We start from the raw sequence: 21,077 nt of genomic DNA, 5'->3' as shown, positions 1-21,077 counted from the left end.
GCGACGCTAGCAAGGGGCGAGCGTGTCCAGGAGCCGTGCGCGCAGGTCCGCGCCGCGGTCGGCGAACCCCTGCTGGGCCTGCGCGTAGGCGGCCTTCCCCGCGGCCGTCTCGATGCGGACCGGCTCGTAGCCGTGGTCGGCGAGGTCGTAGGGCGAGGCGCGCATGTCGAGCACCCGCACGTCGCGGGCGAGCTCGAAGCAGTCGAGCAGCAGCTCCCCGGGTACGAGCGGCCCGAGCTTCGTCGCCCACTTGTAGAGGTCCATCGTCGCGTGCAGGCAGCCCGGCTGCTCCAGCTCGGCCTGGCGCTCGCGGGTGGGCGTCTCGACGTTGCGGGGCGCGGCCGCGTCGGTGAAGAAGCGGAAGGCGTCGAAGTGCGTGCACCGGATGCGGTGCTGCTCGACGACCGTGTCGGTGCCGGCCCCGCCGAGCCGCAGCGGGACGGGGTGCCGCGTCGCGTCGGTGCGGTAGACCATGGCCCACTCGTGCAGCCCGAAGCAGCCGAGGTGCGGCGTCCGGGAGGCGGTGGCGGCGAGCAGGCCGCGGACGAACGCGACGGTCGCCGGGCGGATCGTCGTGGGGTCGACGTGGCCGCCGTCGGGGGAGTAGTGCTTCCAGCCCGCCCGGTCGGAGTGCTCCAGCCCGACCCCCGCGCCGGGGTGCCACACGCGCAACCGGTTCGGTCGCGTCGGGTAGTAGGTGTAGAGGAAGTCCTCGACGGGGTGCGACTCGTGGCGTTCCCGCCGCGCCCGGTGCGCGGCCGTGAGCGCGTCGGCGCGCTCGGCGTGCGCCTCGGCGCGGGCGCGCCAGGTGGGTTCGTCGAGGTGGAGCATGGCGCGTCCCAGGGTGCCAGGGCCACCCGTCGTCAGGAACGGGCCCGCAGGAGCAGCACCACCTCGCGCACCGCCATCACCGCCGCGAAGGTGCCGAACACGACGCCGAGCACCACGTTGTCCAGCGCCAGCGCGAGCAGCGCCCCGGCGACCGCCCCGGGCGCGGCGGCGAGGCCGACGAGGTTCGCGATGCGCAGGTCCGCCGTCCCCTGGCGTCGGTGCGAGAGGCCGCCGACCAGCGAGTTCGGGAGGAACACGAGCAGCGACGTGCCTGCCGCGGTGTGCAGGTCGACCCCGAAGAGGAGTACGAGGGCCGGGACCGCGAGCAGTCCGCCGCCCAGCCCCATCGCGCCGGCCCAGGCGCCGACGACGACGCCGACCACCACCGAGAGCGGCACCACGAACCACCACGTCGCGAGCAGGTCGGCGGGGACGACCGCCCCGCCGGACACCGGGTCCAGGCCCGCGGCGTCGAGGTAGAGCTTCGTCGCGGTGAGCACGAGGATGACGATCAGCAGCACCCGCAGCAGCGTCTCCGAGGCGCGGGCGACGAGCTTCGCGCCGTAGAACCCGCCGATCATCCCGCCGACGATCATCCCGGCGCCGGCGCGCAGGTCGACGGTGCCGCCGACCAGCCAGTAGACCAGCGCACCGGCCGCGCACACCCAGGTCGCGGCGAGGGTGGAGGTGCCGTGCACGGCCGGCCGCGGCAGCGTCGTGTAGTGGTCGAGGGCGGGCACCGTGAGCACCCCGTTCCCGCCGCCGAGCAGTCCGCCGACGACGCCGCTCGCCGCGCCGATGGCCAGCAGCCGTCCGTTGCGCTCGGTCACGGTCCTCCCTGGTAGACCTGGTGCGGTGAGCGATCTTCCCGGTCTTCCCGACGACGGGTCGGTGCCGGACCCGGCCGAGCCCCTGCGCCCCGAGGAGCGTGCCACCGGGATCGGGTCGCTGCCGGGTGTCGATCACCACGAGGCCGCGCGGACGGTGGTCGGGGAACTGCCCGGCCTCCCGCACGTCGCCGAGCTGCCCGACCGCGGGGTCGGGGCGGACATGCTCGGGCGGGCGGCGGCGCTGCTCGTCGACCTGGCCGTGGAGGTGTGGCCGTCCGGCTACCGGGTGAGTGCCCGGCCGGGCGCCCAGCACCGGCGTGGGGTCGACCTGCTCGCGCGCGACGTGGACGCCCTGGACTCGACGCTCGGGGAGACCGGCACCGCGCCGCGCCGGGTGAAGGCCCAGGTCGCCGGGCCGTGGACGCTGTGCGCGGGCGTGGAGCTGCGCTCCGGCAACCGGGTGCTCACCGACCGCGGCGCCATCGCGGAGTTCACCGAGAGCCTCGCCGAGGGGCTGCGCGGGCACGTCGCCGAGCTGGCCCGGCGGACCGGGGCGGGCGTCGTCGTGCAGATCGACGAACCGACGCTGCCGGCGGTGCTGGCGGGCACGCTGCCGACGCCGAGCGGGTACGGCACGGTCCGGTCGGTGTCCGGCGCGGACGCGCGGGCCGGCCTCTCGGTGCTGGTCGACGCGGCCCGCGACGCGGGTGCGGTGGCCGTCGTGGCGCACTGCTGCCACCCGACGCCGCCGATCGCGCTGCTCGGCGCCACCGGGGTGGACGGCCTCGCGCTGGATCTGGCCGCCCTCGACCGGTCGGCGCCCGTGCTGGACGCCGTGGGGGAGCAGTGGGACGCCGGGCGGGAGATGTGGCTGGGCCTGGTGCCCTCGACGGGGGAGGGCCCCGCCCCGGAGCTCGCCGGGCTGGCCCGGCCGGCGCTCGACCTGGCCGACCGGCTCGGGTTCGACCGGGCCCGGCTGGCCGACCGCGCGGTGGTCACCCCGACGTGCGGGCTCGCGGGCGCCACGCCGGCGTGGGCGCGGACCGCGATGGCGCGGACGGTGGAGCTGGCGGAGGCGTTCGCGGACCCGCCGTCGTCCTGGTGAGCGTCTCCCCGGCGTCAGCGGTGGCCCACGGCCGACGTCGGACGTCAGCGGTGGCACACCGCTGTCACCGGGCGGGGTGCCACGACCCGGCGGCACCCGTCCGGAACGGGCTTCGTCGTCGGACCCCTTGGCTACCCTCGGCCCCGTGACCAGCGAGAGCCCCGTCGTGACCACCCCGGACGTGCCGGCCGACGTGCAGGCGCGGCACTCCGAGCTCGCCGAGCTCGTGGCCGACCACCAGTTCCGCTACTACGTGCTCGACGCCCCGATCGTCACCGACGGGGAGTTCGACGAGCTGTTCGGCGAGCTGACGCGGCTCGAGGAGGAACACCCGTCGCTCGTCACGCCCGCGAGCCCCACGCAGCGCGTCGGCGGCGGGTTCTCCACCGACTTCGTGGCGGTGGACCACCTGGAGCGGATGCTCTCGCTCGACAACGCGTTCGAGCCCGGGGAACTGCGCGAGTGGGTGCTGCGCGTGCAGCGGGAGCTCGACTTCCCGTCCGACGAGCTGCAGTACCTGTGCGAGCTCAAGATCGACGGGCTCGCGGTCAACCTGCTCTACGAGAACGGCCACCTCACGCGGGCGCTCACCCGGGGCGACGGGCGCACCGGCGAGGACATCACGCTCAACATGCGCACGCTGGCCGACGTGCCCACCGAGCTCACCGGCACCGACGCGTTCCCGGTGCCGGAGCTCATGGAGGTCCGCGGCGAGGTCTTCTTCCGGGTGGAGGACTTCGAGGAGCTGAACGCCGGCCTCGTCGCGGCGGGGAAGCAGCCGTTCGCCAACCCGCGCAACTCCGCCGCCGGCAGCCTGCGGCAGAAGGACCCGCGGGTCACCGCCACGCGCCCGCTGCGCCTGATCTGCCACGGCCTGGGCAAGCGGCGCGGCTTCACCCCCGAGCGCCAGTCCCAGGCCTACGACGCGCTCGCCGCGTGGGGCCTGCCGGTCTCGACGCACACGCGGGTGCTGCACGGCGTCGACGCGGTCATCGAGCACACCCGCTGGTGGGGGGAGCACCGGCACGACGCCGAGCACGAGATCGACGGCGTGGTGGTCAAGGTCGACGACGTCACCCTGCAGCGGCGCCTCGGCTCGACGGCCCGCGCACCGCGCTGGGCGATCGCCTACAAGTACCCGCCGGAACAGGCGACGACGACGTTGCGGAACATCAGCGTCAACGTCGGCCGCACCGGGCGGGTCACGCCGTTCGCGGAGATGGACCCGGTGCTCGTGGCGGGCTCCACGGTCTCCATGGCCACGCTGCACAACGCGGGCGAGGTGGAGCGCAAGGGCGTCCTCATCGGCGACCGGGTCATCATCCGCAAGGCCGGTGACGTGATCCCCGAGGTGCTGGGCCCCGTGGTCGAGGCCCGCGACGGCAGCGAGCACGCCTTCGTCATGCCGACCCACTGCCCGGAGTGCGGCACCGAGCTGCGGCAGATGCGCGAGGGCGACAAGGACCTGCGCTGCCCGAACTCCCGGTCCTGCCCCGCCCAGCTGCGGGAGCGGCTGTTCCACGTCGCCGGCCGCGGCGCGTTCGACATCGAGGTGCTGGGCTACGAGGCGGCGACCGCGCTGCTGCAGTCGGGCGTGCTGCACGACGAGGGCGACGTCTTCGCGCTCACCGAGGAGCAGCTCGAGCAGGTCCCGCTGTTCCGGACGAAGGCCGGGAACGTGTCGGCCAACGGCCGCAAGCTGCTGGCCAACCTCGAGACCGCGAAGCACCGGCCGCTGTGGAAGGTCCTCGTCGGGCTGTCGATCCGCCACGTCGGGCCCACGGCGGCGCAGGCGCTCGCGCGGCACTTCCGGTCGGTCGAGGCGATCGACGCGGCCACCGAGGAGGAGCTCGCCGACGTCGACGGGGTCGGGCCCACGATCGCCACGGCCGTCCGCGAGTGGTTCGCGGTGGACTGGCACCGCGAGGTGGTCGAGAAGTGGCGGGCCGCGGGGGTCGTCCTGGCCGAGGAGGTCGACGAGTCCACGCCCCGCACCCTCGAGGGCCTCTCGGTGGTGGTGACCGGGTCGCTGCCGGACTTCTCCCGCGACGAGGCCAAGGAGGCCATCCTCGCCCGCGGCGGGCGTGCCGCGGGGTCGGTGTCGAAGAAGACCGCCTTCGTGGTGGTCGGCGACGAACCGGGCTCGAAGTACGACAAGGCGGTGGCGGCCAAGGTCCCGATCCTCGACGAGGCCGGTTTCCGGGTGCTGCTCGAGCAGGGTCCGGACGCGGCGCGCGAGGTGGCACAGATCGGGGCGGAGGGCACGACGGAGGCCGCGGACGGGCAGGACGCCGCAGAGTGACCGCGCTGTGGCGGACGGGTGGCGTTGCGGGAAAAGCGTGCAGACGCACGTGCAGACGTTGCCGTCGACACCCGGGAGGTTGAAGACTGTACGCATCCGGGCCACGCTGTCGTCCCCGGGACGGTGCACGAGGGAGGTGACGTCAGGTGTTGCAGTGCTGCCCCAACGGCGCCCGCCCCGCTGACGTCTATCCCGCCGTCCCCATGACGCCCCGGCACCTGGCGCGGGACGCCCGGGCGGTCGCCGCGCTCGGCGTCACGAGCTTCCACGTGCACCCACGTGACGTCGACGGCCAGGAGAGCCTCGACCCGGGCCCCATCGGCGCCGTGGTCTCGGCGATCCGGCAGGCCGCCCCGTCGATGGAGATCGGCGTCACCACCGCGCGCTGGGTCGAGCCGAACCCCTTCAAGCGCACCGAGCTCGTGCAGCAGTGGGCGCGGCTGCCCCAGCACGCCCGGCCCGACGTCGCCTCGGTGAACGTGCACGAGCGCGGCTGGGAGATCGTCTGCGAGGCGCTCGACTCGGTGGGCATCGGCATCGAGCTCGGGGTGTGGACCACCGGCGACGCGGTGCAGCTCAAGCAGGCCGGGGTGCCCGACGGCACGGTCCGCGTCCTCGCCGAGGTCACGGTCACCGACCCGGAGACCGCCGTGGCCGAGGCGGTCCGCATCCTCAAGGCCCTCGGCCCGATGCAGGTGCCGATCCTGCTGCACGGCGAGGAGGACGGCGCCTGGCCGGTGCTCGACTACGCCCGCCGCAACAACCTCGACACCCGGATCGGCTTCGAGGACACCCTCAAGGGGCCGGACGGCACGTGGCTCGCCACCGGCAACGAGGAGCTCGTCCGCTACGCGCTGGGGCAGGCCGTGACGCCGCGCCTCGCCGAGCGCCGGCGCCCCGGGTGGGGCTCCACCTTCGGCGGGTTCGGGCTGCGCGGCCGCCCCGACCACCGACGCTGAGCACCGGCCGGCCCCGGCCGCGCGGGGGCGGATCAGCCCGTCATCGTGGCGATGATGCCCGCCAGGTGCGAGAGCCGCGCCAGCTCCGACGGCCGGAATCCCGGGCCGCCGGGTCGGCCGACCACGAGCGCCCGGTCCGAGCGCCCCAGCGGCGCGGCGGCGAGCTCGGTGTCGAGGTCGGTCCACGCCGAGGGCACCGACTGCCCGGCGGCCGGGTCGAGCACGGTCGCCTTCACCAGGGGCAGCCACGGCAGGGTCTCGGCCTCGGTCTCCGGAGCGGCGGAGCTGGCCGCCACCCGCCGCACGCGGGTCCCGCCGTCGCTCCAGACGTCGCCGGTCGACGCCTCGACGACGAGCGCCCAGGCCGACCGGAAGATGCGCGGGACGGCGTCGACCAGCAGGCCGATGCCCTCCTCGGGCGCCGCGGCGACGCTCTCCACCAGCTCGAGCTCGCGGGCCGTGTCGAGCGGGCCGAAGAACGGCCGGACCGACTCGACGACCACGTCGCGCACCGACTCCGCGGCGGTGATCAGGACGTCGGGTGGGCGGGCCGAGGGCAGGTCGACCACGAGGTCGTCCACCGCCTGGCCCTGGTGACGTTCCACCACGTCGACGCTGAGGATGTCCGCGCCCTCGACCCCCAGGGCCGAGGCCACCGCGCCGAGGGTGCCCGGTCGGTCCGGGAGCACCACGCGCAGCAGGTAGGTCACGTCGCCTCCGTCCGTCTCGTCCCGTCCTGGCGGTGCGGTCCGACCCGCACCGACCGCGCGCCCGGGACCTCCGGACGGGGCAGCGGCCACCCGTCGTCGGGCGCGGCGAGTGTGCCAGTCGAGCGGCCCGTGGGCGAGGAGGGCGGGCTGGAGTCGCCGTCGCCGACCGCCCGGCGGGAGGTGGCCCGGAGGCGGTCCCGGCAAACCTCGTCCCCGCCGGGGCCGCCTAGACTGGATCGGTACCTCCCGCGCCACCGCGCGAGGGGCCCCGACATCGAGGGGTCGAGCTCCGCTGCGCTCCGTCTCCCCACACGGAGGATCATGTCCGACATCACGCGCTCCGACGTCGCGCACCTGGCCCGACTGGCCCGCCTGGCCGTCACCGACGACGAGCTCGACGTGTTCTCCGGGCAGCTCGACGCGATCCTCGACACCGTGGATCGCGTCTCCGAGATCCCCGACGACGTGCCGCCCACCAGCCACGTCGCCCCGTTGACCAACGTCCTGCGGCCCGACGAGCCGGCGCCCAGCCTGACCCGGGAGGCCGCCCTCGCGGGCGCCCCCGAGGCCGAGGAGGGCCGCTTCCGCGTGCCGCGCATCCTGGGGGAGTCGCAGTGAGCGAGCTGACCCGTCTGTCCGCCGAGGAGATCGCCCGCCGGGTGCAGGCCCGCGAGGTCTCCTCCGTCGAGGTGACCCGGGCCCACCTGGACCGCATCGAGGCCGTCGACGGCGGGCTCAACGCCTTCCTGCACGTCGACCGCGACACCGCGCTCGCCGCCGCCGAGGCGGTGGACGCCGAGATCGCGTCCGGCACCGTCCGCGGCCCGCTGGCCGGCGTCCCGGTCGCCGTCAAGGACAACATCGCGACGAAGGACCTGCCCACGAGCTGCGCCTCGCGCATCCTCGAGGGCTGGCGCCCGCCCTACGACGCGACCGTGGTGCGCCGCCTGCGCGACGGCGGGCTCGTGCCGCTGGGCAAGACCAACCTCGACGAGTTCGCGATGGGCGGCTCGAACGAGAACTCGGCGTTCGGCGCCGTCCGCAACCCGTGGGACCCGTCGCGGGTCCCCGGCGGGTCGAGCGGCGGGTCCGCCGCCGCCACCGCGGCGGGCGAGGCGCCGCTGGCCCTCGGGTCCGACACCGGCGGCTCGATCCGCCAGCCCGGCGCGTTCACCGGCATCGTCGGCGTCAAGCCGACCTACGGCACGGTCTCGCGCTACGGGCTGGTCGCCTTCTCCTCGTCCCTGGACCAGATCGGCACCTTCGGGCGCAGCGTGCTGGACGCGGCGCTGCTCCACGAGGTGATCGGCGGGCACGACCCGGCCGACCAGACCTCGATCGACGCGCCGCTGCCGCCCGTGGTCGAGGCGACGATGGCCGGAGCCCGGGGCGACCTCGCGGGGGTCCGGGTCGGCGTCGTCCGGGAACTCTCCGGCGAGGGCAACCAGCCGGGGGTGCTCACGGCGTTCACCGACGCGGTGCGGGTGCTGACCGACCTCGGCGCGGACGTGGTCGAGGTGGACTGCCCCTCGTTCACCTACGCCGTCCCGGCCTACTACCTCATCGCGCCGAGCGAGGCGTCGTCGAACCTCGCCCGCTTCGACGCGATGCGCTACGGCCTGCGGGTGGGCGACGACGGGTCGCACTCGACCGACGAGGTCATGTCGCTGACCCGCGAGGCGGGCTTCGGCCCGGAGGTCAAGCGCCGCATCATGATCGGCACGCACGCCCTCTCGGCGGGCTCGTACGACGCGCTCTACGGGCGCGCCCAGAAGGCCCGCACGCTGATCGTCCGCGATTTCGCCGCCGCGTTCGAGCACTGCGACGTGCTGGTCTCGCCGACCGTGCCCACCACCGCGTTCCCGCTCGGCGAGCGCGTGGACGACCCGGTCGCGATGTACCTCGCCGACCTCTGCACGATCCCGACCAACCTCGCGGGCAACGCCGCGCTGTCGGTGCCGTGCGGGGTCTCCTCCGACGACGGGCTCCCCGTGGGCCTGCAGGTCATGGCCCCGGCCCTCGCCGACGACCGCGCCTACCGGGTCGCGGCCGCCTACGAACTGGCCCGGGACACGTCGTCGGGAACGCCCTTCGCCGCCACCATCCCGGAGCCCGCCGTCCTGGAGACCAGCTCATGACCAGCACCGTCGACGCGGCGCCCTACACCGTCGAGGAGGTCTGCGAGCGCTTCGACCCCGTCATGGGGCTCGAGGTGCACGTGGAGCTCAACACGGCCACGAAGATGTTCTGCGGCTGCCGCAACGAGTTCGGCGCCGAGCCGAACACGAACGTCTGCCCGGTGTGCCTCGGCCTGCCCGGGTCGCTGCCGCGGGTCAACGCCCGCGCGGTCGAGGGTGCGGTCAAGATCGGCCTGGCGCTGAACTGCCAGGTGCGGGAGCGCAGCGGCTTCGCCCGGAAGAACTACTTCTACCCGGACATGCCGAAGAACTTCCAGATCTCGCAGTACGACGACCCGATCGTCTTCGACGGGTACCTCGACGTCCCCCTCGACGACGGGTCCACCTGGCGCGTGGAGATCGAGCGCGCGCACATGGAGGAGGACACCGGCAAGTCGCTGCACATGGGCGGCGCGACGGGCCGCATCCACGGCGCCTCGTACTCCCTGCTCGACTACAACCGCGCCGGCGTGCCGCTCATCGAGATCGTCACGAAGCCGATCCTCGGGGCCGGGGTGCGGGCGCCGGAGATCGCCCGCGCGTACGTGTCGGCCCTGCGCGACGTCATCCAGGGCCTCGGCGTCTCCGACGTCCGCATGGACCAGGGCTCGATGCGCTGCGACGCGAACGTCTCGCTGATGCCGACGGGCACCACCGAGTTCGGCACCCGCACCGAGACCAAGAACGTGAACTCGCTGCGGTCGGTCGAGCGGGCCGTGCGCTACGAGATGGGCCGGCACGCGGGGGTCCTGCTCTCCGGCGGCTCGATCACCCAGGAGACGCGGCACTTCGACGAGCAGTCCGGGACCACCTCCGCGGGGCGGCCGAAGGAGACCTTCGCCGACTACCGGTTCTTCCCCGAGCCCGACCTGGTGCCGATCGAGCCGTCGGCCGCCTGGGTGGAGGAGCTGCGGGCGGGCCTGCCGGAGCGGCCGTGGGAACGCCGGGCGCGGATCCAGACCGAGTGGGGTCTGTCCGACGAGGAGCTGCGCGACCTGGTCAACGCCGGGGTGCTCGACCTCGTGGCCGACACCGTCGAGGCGGGGGCGCCGGCCGAGTCGGCCCGCTCCTGGTGGGTGTCGTACCTGACCCAGCAGGCCAACACGGCGGGCGTCGAGCCGGCGGACCTGGCGATCACCCCGGCCGACGTGGCCCGCGTGATCGCCCTGGTGGCCGAGGGGACGCTGACCAACAAGCTCGCCCGGCAGGTGGTCGACGGCGTCCTGGCCGGGGAGGGCACCCCCGACGACGTGGTCGCGGGCCGCGGGCTGGCGGTGGTCAGCGACGACTCGGCGCTCACGGCCGCCGTCGACGAGGCGCTCGCGGCGCAGCCGGCCATCGCGGAGAAGATCCGGGCGGGCAAGACGAAGGCGGCCGGCGCGATCGTCGGCGCGGTCATGAAGGCCACGCGGGGCCAGGCGGACGCCGCCCGCGTGCAGTCGCTGGTGCTGGAGCGGGTCGCCGCCGGGTCCTGACCGCCACCACCTCGACCGAACGGCACCCCCGCATCGCGGGGGTGCCGTTCGTGCGTCCGGGATGATCACCGACGGTGCCCGGAGAGCACGGTGCGTGACGCCAACCACCTTTTCCAACGCCCGTTGTGACCGATCCGTAACCCGATCGCAGGTCGTCCGTTGGAGTGGGCGGAGAACGGCTCGTAGCCGGACTCCGGGTGGGTCATCGCTTGATCCGCCGTCCGGTCGTATCCGCACACCCCGATAGGAGGAGGCCTTCGCATGGGCGCTCATCACGCTCCCCACGCTCCCCACGTGGCGTCCCAGGCTGCCCGCCTCGCCGGCCGTGGCGCCTTCACGGCCGCCGCCGTCGCCGTCGTCGCCGGCGGCACCGCCTCGATGGCGTTCGCGCACGAGGCGCCCACCGCCCACCAGCTGCAGTCCGCGGGCCACTCCGCGGGCCACGAGCTGCAGGGCCGGCTCGCCGACGGTGCCCACCAGCTCGGCAAGGCCTCGCACGAGGTCCGCTCGGGCTCCGACCTGCAGCACCGGGCGTCCGACGTCGCGTCCTCGCTGAAGGACTCGGCGTCGTCGTCGGTCCTCGCCGACATGGCCACCGACGGCGGCCACGCGCTGAGCAACACGAAGAACGACCTCGAGCACGCGCGGTACAACTGGACGACCGCCGCGCACGACGGGCTCACCGCCGACGAGGCGTCCGAGCAGATCGGTCTCATGGGCGACGACGTGCAGCACGCCCTGGACAACGGCCGCAACGACGTCCAGCACTGGACGTCGAAGCTGTCCTCGTCCGCTCCGGAGCAGCTCTCGGTGCTCTCCTTCGGCTGATCCACCACCGACCACCCCGCGTCGTCCGGCCCTCCCCGATCGGCCACGGACGCGGGGTCGGGTGCCGGGACTCCCCGCCCGGCACGCGACGACGCGGACGGCAGGCCCCACCGACCGACTCCGACCCGGTCGGCAGCCCGCTCGTCCTCCTCGTCCGCTCCCCGAACCCACGGCCCCGTCCCCACCCCGCTGCCCCGGGGTGGAGGCGGGGCCGTGGTGCGTCCGGGGGCCGGTCGGCCGTGGCGACGTCCCCGTCCACGCGAGTGCCGTGGGGTCCGTACCGATCTGCGGGCCGGCGCGGTGTCCCGCTCGCGGCCGGTCGCGTCGACGGCCGTGACCGTCCGGCCCGGGAGCATCGCCCGACGCTCCGCGGGAGGGCCGGGCGTCCGCGCCGCGACGGTCCCGCGGAGGAGGGCCGGACGGACGTGTCGCGCAGGACCGGACGGTGCACCCCGGACACGGCTGTCGGGCACTGCCCCGGCGACCGAAGGGCCGAGTGACGTGCGTCTCCCTCTCGCTGGGTGAGAGCAGGATCGGTCCCCCGCGAACGATCTTCATCCGTGTTCGGACGAACGATCACAGCGCTGTCCGGTCCACCGTCGGAATGCGATCGCGAATTGTCGTCCGACCGAACGACCCTATTTGCGGAAGCATCCGCGAGGTCCGTTCTCGCATTCATCCGTCCCCTGCAGGGCCGCGTTCGCAGCCGTTCGGCCGAACCTTTCCGGATCTCCTCGCGCGGCGTCGCGGGTGGCGATCACGACTTGTAGGGTCCGCGGCCACCGGAGCTCGGCGGAAATGTCGACACGGTTGGCCGACGAGGTTTGGAGACGCCGAGTGTTCGGGAAAGACGGCGACCACGCGCGAGGGATCGAACCAGCGCGCCCGATCGAATTGCGGGGTAACTGCTGATGGGTGGCGCGAAACTGCTTCTCGCCGTGGTGGGGGGCTACCTCCTCGGGCGGACGAAGAAGATGAAACTGGCGATCATGCTCGGCGGGGCCCTCGTCGGGAAGAAGATCCCGACCGATCCGACCCAGCTGCTCGCGGCCGCGTCGAAGCTCGTCGACGCCTCCCCGGAGCTCCAGCGGCTGGACAGCGCGGTCCGCGGGCGTCTCCTCGAGGTCGGCAAGGAGGCGGCGCTGGCCGCGGCGACCTCACGCATGGAGGCCCTGACCGACAGCCTCGTCGACCGGGTCGAGAACCTCGGCAAGCCCGCGGCGGGGGCCACGCAGGCCGCCGGCCAGGCGGCCACCCAGGCGGGTGGCGCGGTCGGTGACACCGCGACGCAGGCCGGGGGTGCCGTCGGCGAGACGGTCGGCCGGACCGGCAAGGCGGTCGGGGGCGCGGCCGGGTCCGCGGGCGGCGCGGTGCGCAAGGGGCTCGGGCGGCGCCGGAAGCGTGGCGAGCAGAGCGAGGAGCCGGCGGAGGAGACCTCGACCGGGCCCGTCGACGAGGACGCGACCGACGAGGACGTCGTCGAGGACGACCCGCGCGGCGAGGCCGAGGACCGGGACGCCGACGAGGACCTCGACGAGGACGTCGCCGAGCAGGACGCAGCGGACGAGGCCACCGCCGACGGCGAGCCGGCCGACGACGAGGCGGCCGCGGCCGAGGCGACGGACGACGCGCCCGAGGACGACGACGCCGCACCGGACGACGAGGACGACGCGCCGGTCACCGACCAGGAGCGCCCCCGTCGGACCCGTCGCACGAGCTCGTCGAGCGGCTCCACCTCCGGGTCGTCGACGAAGTCCGGCCGGACGCGGACCGCGGCCTCGGGCAAGAGCTCGTCGAACAACGGGCGGTCGGCCTCGTCGGGCCGTTCCTCCCGCACGTCGTCGGGGGGTGGCCGCTCGCGTTCGGGCGCCGCCGCCTCGTCGGGCCGCAGGACGAGGGGAAGCGATGACTGAGACCGCGACGAACACCGCGAACGGCGCCGGCTCGGTGGCCGGGGCGCTGCCCACCGACGCACTGAAGGAGGCCGGCCAGCGCCTCGTCCAGGCGCTGGTCACCAAGCTCGGCGACGCCGCCCTCCAGCAGGTCGAGGGACTGACCGACCGCCTCACCGACGTCGCGCAGAACGGCGGCGTCGGCCTGACGAGCGCCCTCTCCGGCGGCGGGTCCGACGCGGAGGGGGGAAGCCCGATCATGGGTGCCCTCAAGGGGGGCGCGGGCTCGCTCAAGGACAAGGTCACGGGTGCGCTCGGCAACGTCGTGCCCGGCCTCGGGGGCGGTGACGACGACGAGGACGACGCCGACGGCGAGGGCGGCGGAGGCGGCGGGGGCAACGCGGGCGCCCGCGGCAAGTTCAAGTTCATGAACATCTTCGAGGTCCAGGACGTCGGCGTCCCGCTGCGGCTGGCCTACGACCAGTGGACGCAGTTCGCCGACTTCCCGAGCTTCATGAAGAAGGTCGAGAACGTCGACCAGTCCGCCGACGAGAAGATCACCTGGCACGCGAAGGTGTTCTGGTCGAAGCGGTCCTGGGACACCACGATCGTCGAGCAGATTCCCGACTCGCACATCCTCTGGGTCTCGTCGGGGCAGAAGGGTCGCGCCGACGGAATCGTCACCTTCAGTGAACTGGCGCCGAACCTGACGCGCATCGTGCTGATCATGGAGTACTACCCGCAGGGATTCTTCGAGAAGACCGGGAACCTGTGGCGGGCGGTCGGTCGGCGGGCGCGTCTCGAGTTCAAGCATTTCTGTCGCCATGTCATGATGGATTCGTTGGTCAATCGTGACCAGATCGAGGGCTGGCGCGGCGAGATTCGCGACAGCGAGGTCGTCAAGACCCATGAGGAGGCCCTCGAGGAGGAGCGCGCCGCGGAGGAGTCGGACGACGACGTCGCCGACGACGAGCTCGCGGACGAGCCCTCGGACGAGGAGCTCGACGAGGACGAACTCGCCGACGACGAGCTCGACGACGAGGACCTCGCGGACGACGAGCTGGACGAGGCCGACCTGGCCGACGACGAGCTCGACGAGGACACGGACGACACGGACGACGTGGACGACACGGACGACGTGGAGGACACCGACGACGTGGACGACGACGTCGCCGACGACGACGTCGCCGACGACACCGACGCCGACGACGAGGCGGACGGGGGCGGCCGCCGCTCCCGCTCGGGTCGACGCCGCGGGCGGCGGCAGCCGGCTCCCGCCTGATCCAGCACACCCCTCCCGGGTCCAGCAGCGCGCCCGGTCACGTGAACATCGGTGCGAGGAGGAGACGTGACCGTCAGCCAACGTCAGGGCGGTGGGGTGCAGAAGGCCCCGCAGGGCGGCCTGGCCGAGGTCCTGGATCTGATCCTGGACAAGGGTCTGGTGATCGACGCGTTCGTCAAGGTCTCACTGGTCGGTATCGAGATCCTGACGATCGACGCGCGCATCGTCGTCGCGAGCGTCGACACCTACCTGCGGTTCGCCGAGGCGACGAACCGGCTCGACCTGCACGCCAAGGGGGGCAAGGACCTCGGCGAGTTCATGGGTGGCATGACCGAGAACGTCACCCAGGGCGGGGCCAAGGGGAAGACGAAGGGCGTCCTGGACGCCGGCAAGGAGAAGTGGGACGAGCTCCGCGACGAGCGCCGTGCGAGCCGGAAGCAGGAGTCGTGAGCGAGGCGCCGGAGCAGGACTCCGGGAACGAGCGGATCGGGTCCTACGTGTACGGCATCCTGCGGTCCGGGCAGCGCATCCCCGACGGGCTGGAGGGGATCGACACCGGGAGCGAGTCCGGTGAGTCCGGGCTCGGGCTGGTCAGCGCCGGGCCGCTCGCCGCGGTCGTCAGCGACGTCGCGGTGGACCGCCCGCTGGGGACGCGCCAGCACCTGCTCGCCCACGAGCGGGTGCTGAACGCGATCGCCGTCGAGACGGCCGTCCTGCCGATGCGGTTCGGCGGGGTGCTCACCGACGACGACGCGGTCCGCGAGGAACTGCTCGAGCCGCACCGGGACTACTTCGCCCGGGCGCTCGAGGACATGGCGGACCTCGTGCAGTTCTCGTTGCGCGGGGACTACGACCAGAGCGTGATCCTCACCCGGATCGTCGAGGAGAACCCGTCCATCCGCGACCTGCGGGAACGCATCTCGGGCATGGACGAGGACAGCTCGTACTACGACCGGGTCAAGCTCGGCGAGGCCGTCTCGCAGGCCATGGACGCCATCCGCGCCGCGGACGCCGACGCCACGCTGGACGCGCTCGGGCGCTACGCGGTGGCGACGGTCGTCAAGGAGGTCAGTGGCGAGACCGGCGCGGTGCACGTCGCGTTCCTCGTGCGTCGCGACCACCGCACCGACTTCGAGCGGGCGGTGGACGACCTGGGTGACGAGTGGTCGGGCCGGGTCGAGCTGCGGCTGTTCGGGCCGACGGCGTGCTTCGACTTCCTGCCGGAGTACGACGTGCCGGATCAGGACGGTGAGTGAGCCGTGGGGCTGTTCACCGAACTGCTCCTGCTGCCGCTCGCGCCCGTGCGGGGCGTGGTGTGGGTGGCCGAACGGATCGAGGAGCAGGTCGACCACCGACTGAACGACCCGGCGGTCATCCGCGCCCAGATCGACGATCTCGACGCCGCGCACGAGCGCGGCGAGATCAGCGAGGCCGAGCGGGACGCCCAGCAGGACGTGCTCCTCGCCCGGTTGACGGGTCGCGAGCCGTCGGGCGGCGGGTCGTGAGCGGGGCGGACCGCCGCACCCGTCGCAATCCGCTCGAGGAGGCCGACCGTCGCCGCAGTGGCGGTCGGTCGGCGTCCTCGGGCAGCGCGTCCTCGGGCACGGCCCGGCGTCGGCGGCGCGACCCGGACGACGAGCCGGCGCCGACCCGTCGTCGCGACGAGGGGGACGAGGCCCCGACCGATCAGGAGCGACCCCGCCGTCGGTCCCGCAACGGCGACGGCGCCGCGCCGACCGACCAGGAGCGGCCCCGGCGGCGTCGTCGGGAGGCGGCGGAGGAGCCGGAGGAGGAGCCGGAGCCCGACGAGGTCGACGACCTGGACGACGAGCCGGACGACCGGGACGACGCCGAGGACGACCTGGACGACGTCGAGGACGACGTCGACGAGGAGCCCGAACCGGAACCCGAACCCGAGCCGCAGCGGCCCCGCAAGGTCCCCGCGCGCGTGGTGGCGCGCTGGGCGGCGGAGCAGGTCATGGAGATGACGGGCAAGGAGTCCGAGAGCGTCACCTCCGTGCGGCGGGACGACGACGGCTGGACCGTCTCGCTCGAGGTGGTGGAGAGCCGGCGCATCCCGGACTCGACCGACCTGCTCGCCATCTACGAGGTCGAGATGGACGCCGACGGCGAGCTCGTCGGTTACAAGCGGGTCTCCCGCTACACCCGCGGCCGGGGCGACGACGACTAGGAGGACCGATGAACGAGCCGGTCCGGTGGACGGGCTCGATGCCTCCGACGCAGGGTCGCCAGGGCGGCCAGGCCGCTCGGGCGCCGGGAGGCACCGATCTCGCGGACATCCTGGAGCGGGTGCTCGACAAGGGCATCGTGATCGCCGGGGACATCCAGATCAACCTGCTCGACATCGAGCTGCTGACCATCAAGCTCCGCCTCGTCGTCGCCTCCGTCGATAAGGCCAAGGAGATGGGGATCGACTGGTGGGAGCGCGACCCGACCCTCTCGGGCGGGCGCCACGAGCTGGAGGAGGAGAACGAGCGGCTGAAGGACCGGATCGCCGCCCTGGAGCAGGCGCAGGCCCGGCCGGCGCGACGCCGGAAGAAGGTCGAGCGGGCGCCCGAGCCGGAGGAGGAGCAGTGATCACCTACCTGTACGCGGTCGGCCGGGACCTCGAGCGGGTTCCCGACGTCGGGTCGGGCGGGATCGCCGGGGGTGCGCTGCGGTTGGTCGACGAGGCGGGTCTGCAGGCGGTGGTCTCCGACGTGGACCGGGAGGCGTTCGAGGACCTGGAGGCCCACCGCGAGGACCTGGCCTGGCTGGCCGAGGTCGCGCGGGCGCACCACGGCGTGGTCGAGGCCGTGGGGCGCGAGCACGCGGTCGCGCCCCTGGCCCTCGCGACGGTGTACCTCGACGACGACCGGGTGCGGGCCGTGCTGCGCGAGAGCCGCGCGGAGTTCGCCGCGGTGCTCGACCGGGTCGACGGGCGCGACGAGTGGGGTGTCAAGGCCTATGTCCGGCCGGCGGCGGCGCGCTCGGCGGCGGCCGGCAGGCCGAGCTCGGGGGCCGCGTACCTACGGGCCCGTCGGGAGGCCCTGCGGGAGGGCGACGCCGCGATCGCGGCCGCCGAGCGGGAGGCCGATGCGGTGGACGCCGCGGTCGCAGCGCTGGCGGTCGAGGCGCGGCGGCACCCGCCGCAGGACCGCTCGCTGACCGGGCGTTCGGAGCAGATGGTGCTCAACGGCGCCTACCTCGTGGAACGCTCGGCGACCGACGAGCTGCGGAGGCTGGTGGAGGAGCTCGCCCGCGACGGGTCGGTCGACCTCGAGCTCACCGGCCCGTGGGTGCCGTACTCGTTCGCGGGGCGGGCCTCATGACCGTGGAGCACCGCGAGACGTCGCTCTTCGGCGACCGCGAGGTGGCGCTGGTCGACCTCCTCGACCGTCTCCTCGCCGGCGGGGTGGTGCTCACCGGGGACCTGACGATCTCGCTCGCCGGGGTCGACCTGGTGCGCATCTCCCTGCGCGCGCTGATCACCTCGATCGCCCCGGCGGAGTCCGGGCCCATCGAGGCGGTGCGCTCCGAACGGGTCGTGTCCGAACGGGTCGGGTCGGACCGTCTCGTGAAGGGACGGCCCGATGGCTGACCCCTCCGAGAACCGCATCGAGATCGACAAGGACGCGGTGCGGCGCGATCTGATGAAACTCGTCCTGACGATCGTCGAACTACTGCGTCAGCTGATGGAGCGCCAGGCGATCCGGCGGGTGGAGAACTCCGAACTCACCGAGCAGCAGGAGGAGGACCTGGGAACGGCGCTCATGCTGCTCTCGGACGCCATGGACGAATTGACCGAGCAGTTCGGGCTCACGCCCGCGGACCTCAATCTCGATCTGGGTCCCCTCGGCCCGCTGCTGCCCCGCGACCGGTGAGGTCGCGGCGCGCTCAGTCGGAGACCGTCTCGATCGAGGCCTTGAGACCCCGGTTGACCTCGTCCAACTCCAGGGTGCGCGGGCCCTCGTTGAGGGTCAGCGACTCGATGACCCCCCAGTTGATCAGCACCATCGCGCCACTGTCGGTCCGGTAGCGGAGCACCTTGGCGTTCTCGACGAGGCCGTGGAGATGGGAGGCGACCTCGTCCATCGACTCCTCGAACTTGAGCGTCAGCGGAATCTGAGGAAGGGAGACGTAGACGGTCACGGACCGATCCTACGATTTCCCGCGGTGAGGAGGAAGAATTCATGGAGATCGACGGGATCGAGGTCCTGGAATCGCCCGAGGACCACGGGTACTCGTGGCGCTGGGACGATCCGCGCGGTTTCGAGTCGGAAATCCTGTGGGACCGCCAGATCGGCTACCTGACCCTCGGGACGCGGGTGCCGCCGGGCGGCTGGACCCACTCGACGCTCGACTCCGAGCGGTGGGGTCACGCGCGCACGGTGTACGAGGCGCGCGACGCCGTCGAGCGCTACGTCACGCAGGCGACGGCGAAGCCGGAGTGAGGCGCTACTCGGGGCCCGAGCCGCCGCCGGACGGCGGCTTGATGCGCACCACGCGGTCGTCGGTGGCGCCGGGGGCGCCGCCGTCCTTGTTGGTGGTGCCGAACCAGACGAAGCCGTCGGAGGCGAGGTCGGCGCCCGAGATCCGGCCGTAGACGCCGGGCAGGAGGGTCTCGGGGGTGCCGATGAAGCGCCCCTCGGCCGTCGGCCGGAGCACGAACAGGCCGCGGGCGTCGCTGAGCCCGACGAGCAGCGTGCCGCCGCCTGCGGCGCATCCGGAGACGCCGGGGCGGTCGGGCCAGGTCCACGCCGGGGCGGCGGCGGCCGCGGTGCCGACGGGCGCGCCGGGCCGGATCCCGAGGAGCACGTCGCGGGCGCCGGTGCGGTCGGTGACCCAGGTGGTGTTCGACGTCGGGTCGGCGCAGGCGTCGCCGGGGGCGTGCAGACCGGAGCCGACGATCGGGGACGCCGGGTCGGGGTTGCCCGGAGCGGGGCGGCCGAAGGGATCGATGCGCAGCAGCTTGCCCGCGAGCGAGGTGGGGCCGGGCTCGGACGTGCCGGCGTCGCCCGTGGCGACCAGCAACGTCCCGTTCGGCTCGACCCCCACCGTCCCGCGGTTGTCCGTCGTGCCGCGCGGGATGCCGGCGAGGACCGGCTTCGGGGTGTCGCCGGGGGCGACGCGCAGCACGGCGTTGCCCGACGACGTCGTCGCGTAGACGTAGAGGAGCTGGTCCTCGGCGTAGCTGGGGGAGAGCACGAGGCCGGTCAGCCCGCCGTCGCCCACGGCGTCGACCGGCACCGTGGCCACGACCTCCGGCGCGGTCTGCGGCGCGACCCGCAGGATGCGGCCGGTGGTGCGTTCCGCGACCAGCGCGGCCTGCCCGCCCGGGAGCGTGACCACCGCCGACACGGGGGCGAGGCACGTGGCGACCACCTGCGGGTCCGGGTCCACGCACGGTCCCGACGGCGGGGTGCCGCCCCCGGGGGCGGACGGCGCCTGCGGCTTGGACGGCGGTGGCGACTGCGGCTGCGGAGCGCGCTCGGCGCCGATCTCGGGCTTGTCGCGCCACGGCTCGCTCGACGCGTCCGGGAACCGCGCGCAGCCCGCGACCAGGGCGACGAGGACGACGGCGAGCCCGACGGCGCGTGCAACGGGACCCGGAGACATCGGTGGTCACCCTAGGCGCCGGCGACTGAACCCGTCGTGAGCCCCGGGGTGGTCTAGCCTCCGGTCCCGATGAGCGACGACACGCTGACCGTGCTGGTCCCCGACGAGGTCGGCGAGCGCGAGCTCGCCCGCGTCGACGGCGTCCGGGTGGTGCGCTACGACGAGGACGCGGGCGTCGACGGGCTCCCCGCGGAGGCGGCCGAGGCCCAGGTGTTCGTCCCCGGCTTCCTCGGCGCCGACGCGGCCCGCGACCTCCTCGACGCCTGCCCGCAGGTCCGGCTCGTCCAGCTCCTGACGGCGGGTGCGGAGAAGTTCGTCGGGGTGCTGCCCGACGGGGTCGCGCTCTCCGACTGCAAGGGCGCCCACGGCGGCGTCACCGCGGAGTGGGTGCTCGCGGCGATCCTCGCGGTGCTGCGGGAGATCCCGGAGTTCGTCCGCCACCAGGTGGCCGCGCACTGGGACCAGCACCTCACCGACACCCTGACCGGCAGGAGCGTGTTGCTCGTCGGCGCGGGCGACCTCGCCGAGCAGACCGCGCGCCGGCTCGAGCCGTTCGACGTCGGGCCGGTGACCCTGGTGGGGACGCGGGCCCGCGAGGGGGTCCACGGCGTCGACGAGCTGCCCGACCTGCTGCCCTCGCACGACATCACCGTCCTGCTCGTGCCGCTGACCGACACGACCCGCGGGATGGTCGACGCCGCCTTCCTCGCCGCGATGCCCGACGGCGCGTTGCTGGTCAACGCCGCCCGGGGGCCCGTGGTCGACACCGACGCGCTGCTCGCCGAACTCACCTCCGGGCGCCTGCGCGCGGCCGTCGACGTGACGGACCCGGAGCCCCTCCCGGCCGACCACCCGCTCTGGCGTGCGCCGAACCTCCTGATCACCCCGCACGTGGGCGGCAGCGTCCCCGGCCACCTCGAGCGCGCGTACCGGATCGTGGTGCCGCAGATCGAGGCGGTCGTCGCGGGCGAGGACCCACCGAACCTGGTGGTCGGCCAGTACTGATCCGCCGGGATCTCCCGCGCGTCGCCACGCTCACCCGATCGAGTCGACCTACGCTCCTCGAT

Annotated in this window: 24 protein-coding genes; 19 read left to right on the top strand and 5 right to left on the bottom strand. The window is 73.8% G+C overall.

All coding sequences use genetic code 11. The features are described from left to right. Positions 1-6: 6 nt before the first annotated feature. Together LN037_RS24790 and LN037_RS24785 are read right to left on the bottom strand one after the other, a co-directional pair. Complete coding sequence (locus LN037_RS24790; RefSeq protein WP_230758459.1) at positions 7-831, bottom strand: 3-methyladenine DNA glycosylase; 825 nt, start codon at positions 829-831, stop codon at positions 7-9. A 32-nt stretch (positions 832-863) separates the two neighbouring features. Beyond that, complete coding sequence (locus LN037_RS24785; protein WP_230758455.1) at positions 864-1,661, bottom strand: TSUP family transporter; 798 nt, start codon at positions 1,659-1,661, stop codon at positions 864-866. Positions 1,662-1,686: 25 nt separating this feature from the next. Here LN037_RS24785 and LN037_RS24780 point away from each other — a divergent pair, with 25 nt between their 5' ends. The 3 genes from LN037_RS24780 to LN037_RS24770 all read left to right on the top strand — a co-directional run bounded on the left by LN037_RS24780 (position 1,687) and on the right by LN037_RS24770 (position 6,027). Continuing rightward, positions 1,687-2,766, top strand: a complete 1,080-nt coding sequence (locus tag LN037_RS24780) for a uroporphyrinogen decarboxylase/cobalamine-independent methonine synthase family protein (RefSeq protein WP_372460522.1) — start codon at positions 1,687-1,689, stop codon at positions 2,764-2,766. 145 nt (positions 2,767-2,911) lie between these two features. Beyond that, positions 2,912-5,068, top strand: a complete 2,157-nt coding sequence (gene ligA, locus LN037_RS24775; RefSeq protein WP_230758452.1) for an NAD-dependent DNA ligase LigA — start codon at positions 2,912-2,914, stop codon at positions 5,066-5,068. 146 nt (positions 5,069-5,214) lie between these two features. Beyond that, the gene (locus LN037_RS24770; protein WP_308286187.1) at positions 5,215-6,027 is read left to right on the top strand and encodes a 3-keto-5-aminohexanoate cleavage protein; all 813 of its coding nucleotides are present in this window, start codon (positions 5,215-5,217) and stop codon (positions 6,025-6,027) included. Positions 6,028-6,059: 32 nt separating this feature from the next. Here LN037_RS24770 and LN037_RS24765 read toward each other — a convergent pair whose 3' ends face one another. Further along, a complete protein-coding gene (locus LN037_RS24765; protein ID WP_230758446.1) occupies positions 6,060-6,737 on the bottom strand; it encodes an ACT domain-containing protein in 678 nt (225 codons plus the stop codon). A gap of 321 nt (positions 6,738-7,058) precedes the next feature. On the opposite strand from LN037_RS24765, the gene gatC reads away from it, so the two are divergent. The 14 genes from gatC to LN037_RS24695 all read left to right on the top strand — a co-directional run bounded on the left by gatC (position 7,059) and on the right by LN037_RS24695 (position 18,275). Continuing rightward, positions 7,059-7,355 carry an Asp-tRNA(Asn)/Glu-tRNA(Gln) amidotransferase subunit GatC gene (gene gatC / locus LN037_RS24760; RefSeq protein ID WP_230758443.1) on the top strand — a complete coding sequence of 99 codons (297 nt, stop codon included), beginning with the start codon at positions 7,059-7,061 and terminating at the stop codon, positions 7,353-7,355. After that, positions 7,352-8,875, top strand: coding sequence for an Asp-tRNA(Asn)/Glu-tRNA(Gln) amidotransferase subunit GatA (gatA, locus tag LN037_RS24755; protein WP_230758440.1), 1,524 nt, complete (start codon positions 7,352-7,354; stop codon positions 8,873-8,875). The genes gatC and gatA overlap by 4 nt, the downstream gene beginning before the upstream one ends. Next, positions 8,872-10,389: an Asp-tRNA(Asn)/Glu-tRNA(Gln) amidotransferase subunit GatB gene (gatB, locus tag LN037_RS24750; RefSeq protein WP_230758438.1), complete on the top strand. Its 1,518-nt coding sequence runs from the start codon at positions 8,872-8,874 to the stop codon at positions 10,387-10,389. Before gatA ends, gatB begins: the two co-directional genes overlap by 4 nt. A 294-nt stretch (positions 10,390-10,683) precedes the next feature. Continuing rightward, complete coding sequence (locus tag LN037_RS24745) at positions 10,684-11,217, top strand: hypothetical protein (protein ID WP_230758436.1); 534 nt, start codon at positions 10,684-10,686, stop codon at positions 11,215-11,217. Between the two features lie 911 nt (positions 11,218-12,128). Next, positions 12,129-13,130: a hypothetical protein gene (locus LN037_RS24740; RefSeq protein WP_230758434.1), complete on the top strand. Its 1,002-nt coding sequence runs from the start codon at positions 12,129-12,131 to the stop codon at positions 13,128-13,130. After that, entirely contained in the window at positions 13,123-14,391 is a 1,269-nt protein-coding gene (locus tag LN037_RS24735; RefSeq protein WP_230758432.1) for an SRPBCC family protein, read from the top strand. The genes LN037_RS24740 and LN037_RS24735 overlap by 8 nt, the downstream gene beginning before the upstream one ends. A 66-nt stretch (positions 14,392-14,457) precedes the next feature. Next, positions 14,458-14,841, top strand: coding sequence for a gas vesicle protein GvpJ (gene gvpJ / locus LN037_RS24730; RefSeq protein WP_230758431.1), 384 nt, complete (start codon positions 14,458-14,460; stop codon positions 14,839-14,841). Then, on the top strand, positions 14,838-15,647 hold the full coding sequence (locus LN037_RS24725) for a GvpL/GvpF family gas vesicle protein (protein ID WP_230758429.1): 810 nt from the start codon (positions 14,838-14,840) through the stop codon (positions 15,645-15,647). The genes gvpJ and LN037_RS24725 overlap by 4 nt, the downstream gene beginning before the upstream one ends. A gap of 3 nt (positions 15,648-15,650) precedes the next feature. Beyond that, on the top strand, positions 15,651-15,896 hold the full coding sequence (locus LN037_RS24720) for a gas vesicle protein GvpG (RefSeq protein WP_230758427.1): 246 nt from the start codon (positions 15,651-15,653) through the stop codon (positions 15,894-15,896). Further along, a complete protein-coding gene (locus LN037_RS33865) occupies positions 15,893-16,582 on the top strand; it encodes a gas vesicle protein GvpO (RefSeq protein WP_230758425.1) in 690 nt (229 codons plus the stop codon). The genes LN037_RS24720 and LN037_RS33865 overlap by 4 nt, the downstream gene beginning before the upstream one ends. A gap of 8 nt (positions 16,583-16,590) precedes the next feature. Beyond that, positions 16,591-16,989 (top strand): gas vesicle protein, encoded by a 399-nt coding sequence (locus tag LN037_RS24710; protein WP_443611900.1) that lies wholly within the window; start codon positions 16,591-16,593, stop codon positions 16,987-16,989. Continuing rightward, positions 16,986-17,723 carry a GvpL/GvpF family gas vesicle protein gene (locus LN037_RS24705; RefSeq protein ID WP_230758421.1) on the top strand — a complete coding sequence of 246 codons (738 nt, stop codon included), beginning with the start codon at positions 16,986-16,988 and terminating at the stop codon, positions 17,721-17,723. The genes LN037_RS24710 and LN037_RS24705 overlap by 4 nt, the downstream gene beginning before the upstream one ends. Beyond that, positions 17,720-17,992: a gas vesicle protein gene (locus tag LN037_RS24700; protein WP_230758419.1), complete on the top strand. Its 273-nt coding sequence runs from the start codon at positions 17,720-17,722 to the stop codon at positions 17,990-17,992. The genes LN037_RS24705 and LN037_RS24700 overlap by 4 nt, the downstream gene beginning before the upstream one ends. Further along, positions 17,985-18,275 (top strand): gas vesicle protein K, encoded by a 291-nt coding sequence (locus LN037_RS24695; RefSeq protein ID WP_230758417.1) that lies wholly within the window; start codon positions 17,985-17,987, stop codon positions 18,273-18,275. Before LN037_RS24700 ends, LN037_RS24695 begins: the two co-directional genes overlap by 8 nt. Positions 18,276-18,288: 13 nt before the next feature. Here the strand turns inward: LN037_RS24695 and LN037_RS24690 are convergent, their stop codons facing one another. Continuing rightward, positions 18,289-18,543, bottom strand: a complete 255-nt coding sequence (locus tag LN037_RS24690) for a hypothetical protein (RefSeq protein WP_230758415.1) — start codon at positions 18,541-18,543, stop codon at positions 18,289-18,291. 41 nt (positions 18,544-18,584) lie between these two features. On the opposite strand from LN037_RS24690, the gene LN037_RS24685 reads away from it, so the two are divergent. Further along, positions 18,585-18,845 (top strand): hypothetical protein, encoded by a 261-nt coding sequence (locus LN037_RS24685; RefSeq protein WP_230758413.1) that lies wholly within the window; start codon positions 18,585-18,587, stop codon positions 18,843-18,845. A gap of 4 nt (positions 18,846-18,849) precedes the next feature. Here the strand turns inward: LN037_RS24685 and LN037_RS24680 are convergent, their stop codons facing one another. Further along, positions 18,850-20,010: a PQQ-dependent sugar dehydrogenase gene (locus LN037_RS24680; protein ID WP_230758412.1), complete on the bottom strand. Its 1,161-nt coding sequence runs from the start codon at positions 20,008-20,010 to the stop codon at positions 18,850-18,852. A gap of 69 nt (positions 20,011-20,079) precedes the next feature. On the opposite strand from LN037_RS24680, the gene LN037_RS24675 reads away from it, so the two are divergent. After that, the gene (locus tag LN037_RS24675) at positions 20,080-21,015 is read left to right on the top strand and encodes a 2-hydroxyacid dehydrogenase (RefSeq protein WP_230758410.1); all 936 of its coding nucleotides are present in this window, start codon (positions 20,080-20,082) and stop codon (positions 21,013-21,015) included. The last annotated feature ends 62 nt before the right edge of the window (positions 21,016-21,077 follow it).

The organism is Actinomycetospora soli (assembly GCF_021026295.1).
Classification (GTDB): Bacteria; Actinomycetota; Actinomycetes; order Mycobacteriales; family Pseudonocardiaceae; genus Actinomycetospora; species Actinomycetospora soli.
Note: the sequence above shows the minus strand (reverse complement) of the source record. Positions and strands in the feature narration are given on the sequence as shown.

What these genes read in the sequence shown, in the direction of transcription:
- LN037_RS24735 (WP_230758432.1), top strand. Translation starts at nt 13,123, where the DNA reads ATGACTGAGACCGCGACGAACACCGCGAACGGCGCCGGCTCGGTGGCC.
- gatC (WP_230758443.1), top strand. Translation starts at nt 7,059, where the DNA reads ATGTCCGACATCACGCGCTCCGACGTCGCGCACCTGGCCCGACTGGCC.
- LN037_RS24740 (WP_230758434.1), top strand. Translation starts at nt 12,129, where the DNA reads ATGGGTGGCGCGAAACTGCTTCTCGCCGTGGTGGGGGGCTACCTCCTC.
- LN037_RS24680 (WP_230758412.1), bottom strand. Translation starts at nt 20,010, where the DNA reads ATGTCTCCGGGTCCCGTTGCACGCGCCGTCGGGCTCGCCGTCGTCCTC.
- LN037_RS24695 (WP_230758417.1), top strand. Translation starts at nt 17,985, where the DNA reads ATGGCTGACCCCTCCGAGAACCGCATCGAGATCGACAAGGACGCGGTG.
- LN037_RS24790 (WP_230758459.1), bottom strand. Translation starts at nt 831, where the DNA reads ATGCTCCACCTCGACGAACCCACCTGGCGCGCCCGCGCCGAGGCGCAC.
- LN037_RS24710 (WP_443611900.1), top strand. Translation starts at nt 16,591, where the DNA reads ATGAACGAGCCGGTCCGGTGGACGGGCTCGATGCCTCCGACGCAGGGT.
- gatB (WP_230758438.1), top strand. Translation starts at nt 8,872, where the DNA reads ATGACCAGCACCGTCGACGCGGCGCCCTACACCGTCGAGGAGGTCTGC.
- LN037_RS24700 (WP_230758419.1), top strand. Translation starts at nt 17,720, where the DNA reads ATGACCGTGGAGCACCGCGAGACGTCGCTCTTCGGCGACCGCGAGGTG.
- LN037_RS24685 (WP_230758413.1), top strand. Translation starts at nt 18,585, where the DNA reads ATGGAGATCGACGGGATCGAGGTCCTGGAATCGCCCGAGGACCACGGG.
- LN037_RS24675 (WP_230758410.1), top strand. Translation starts at nt 20,080, where the DNA reads ATGAGCGACGACACGCTGACCGTGCTGGTCCCCGACGAGGTCGGCGAG.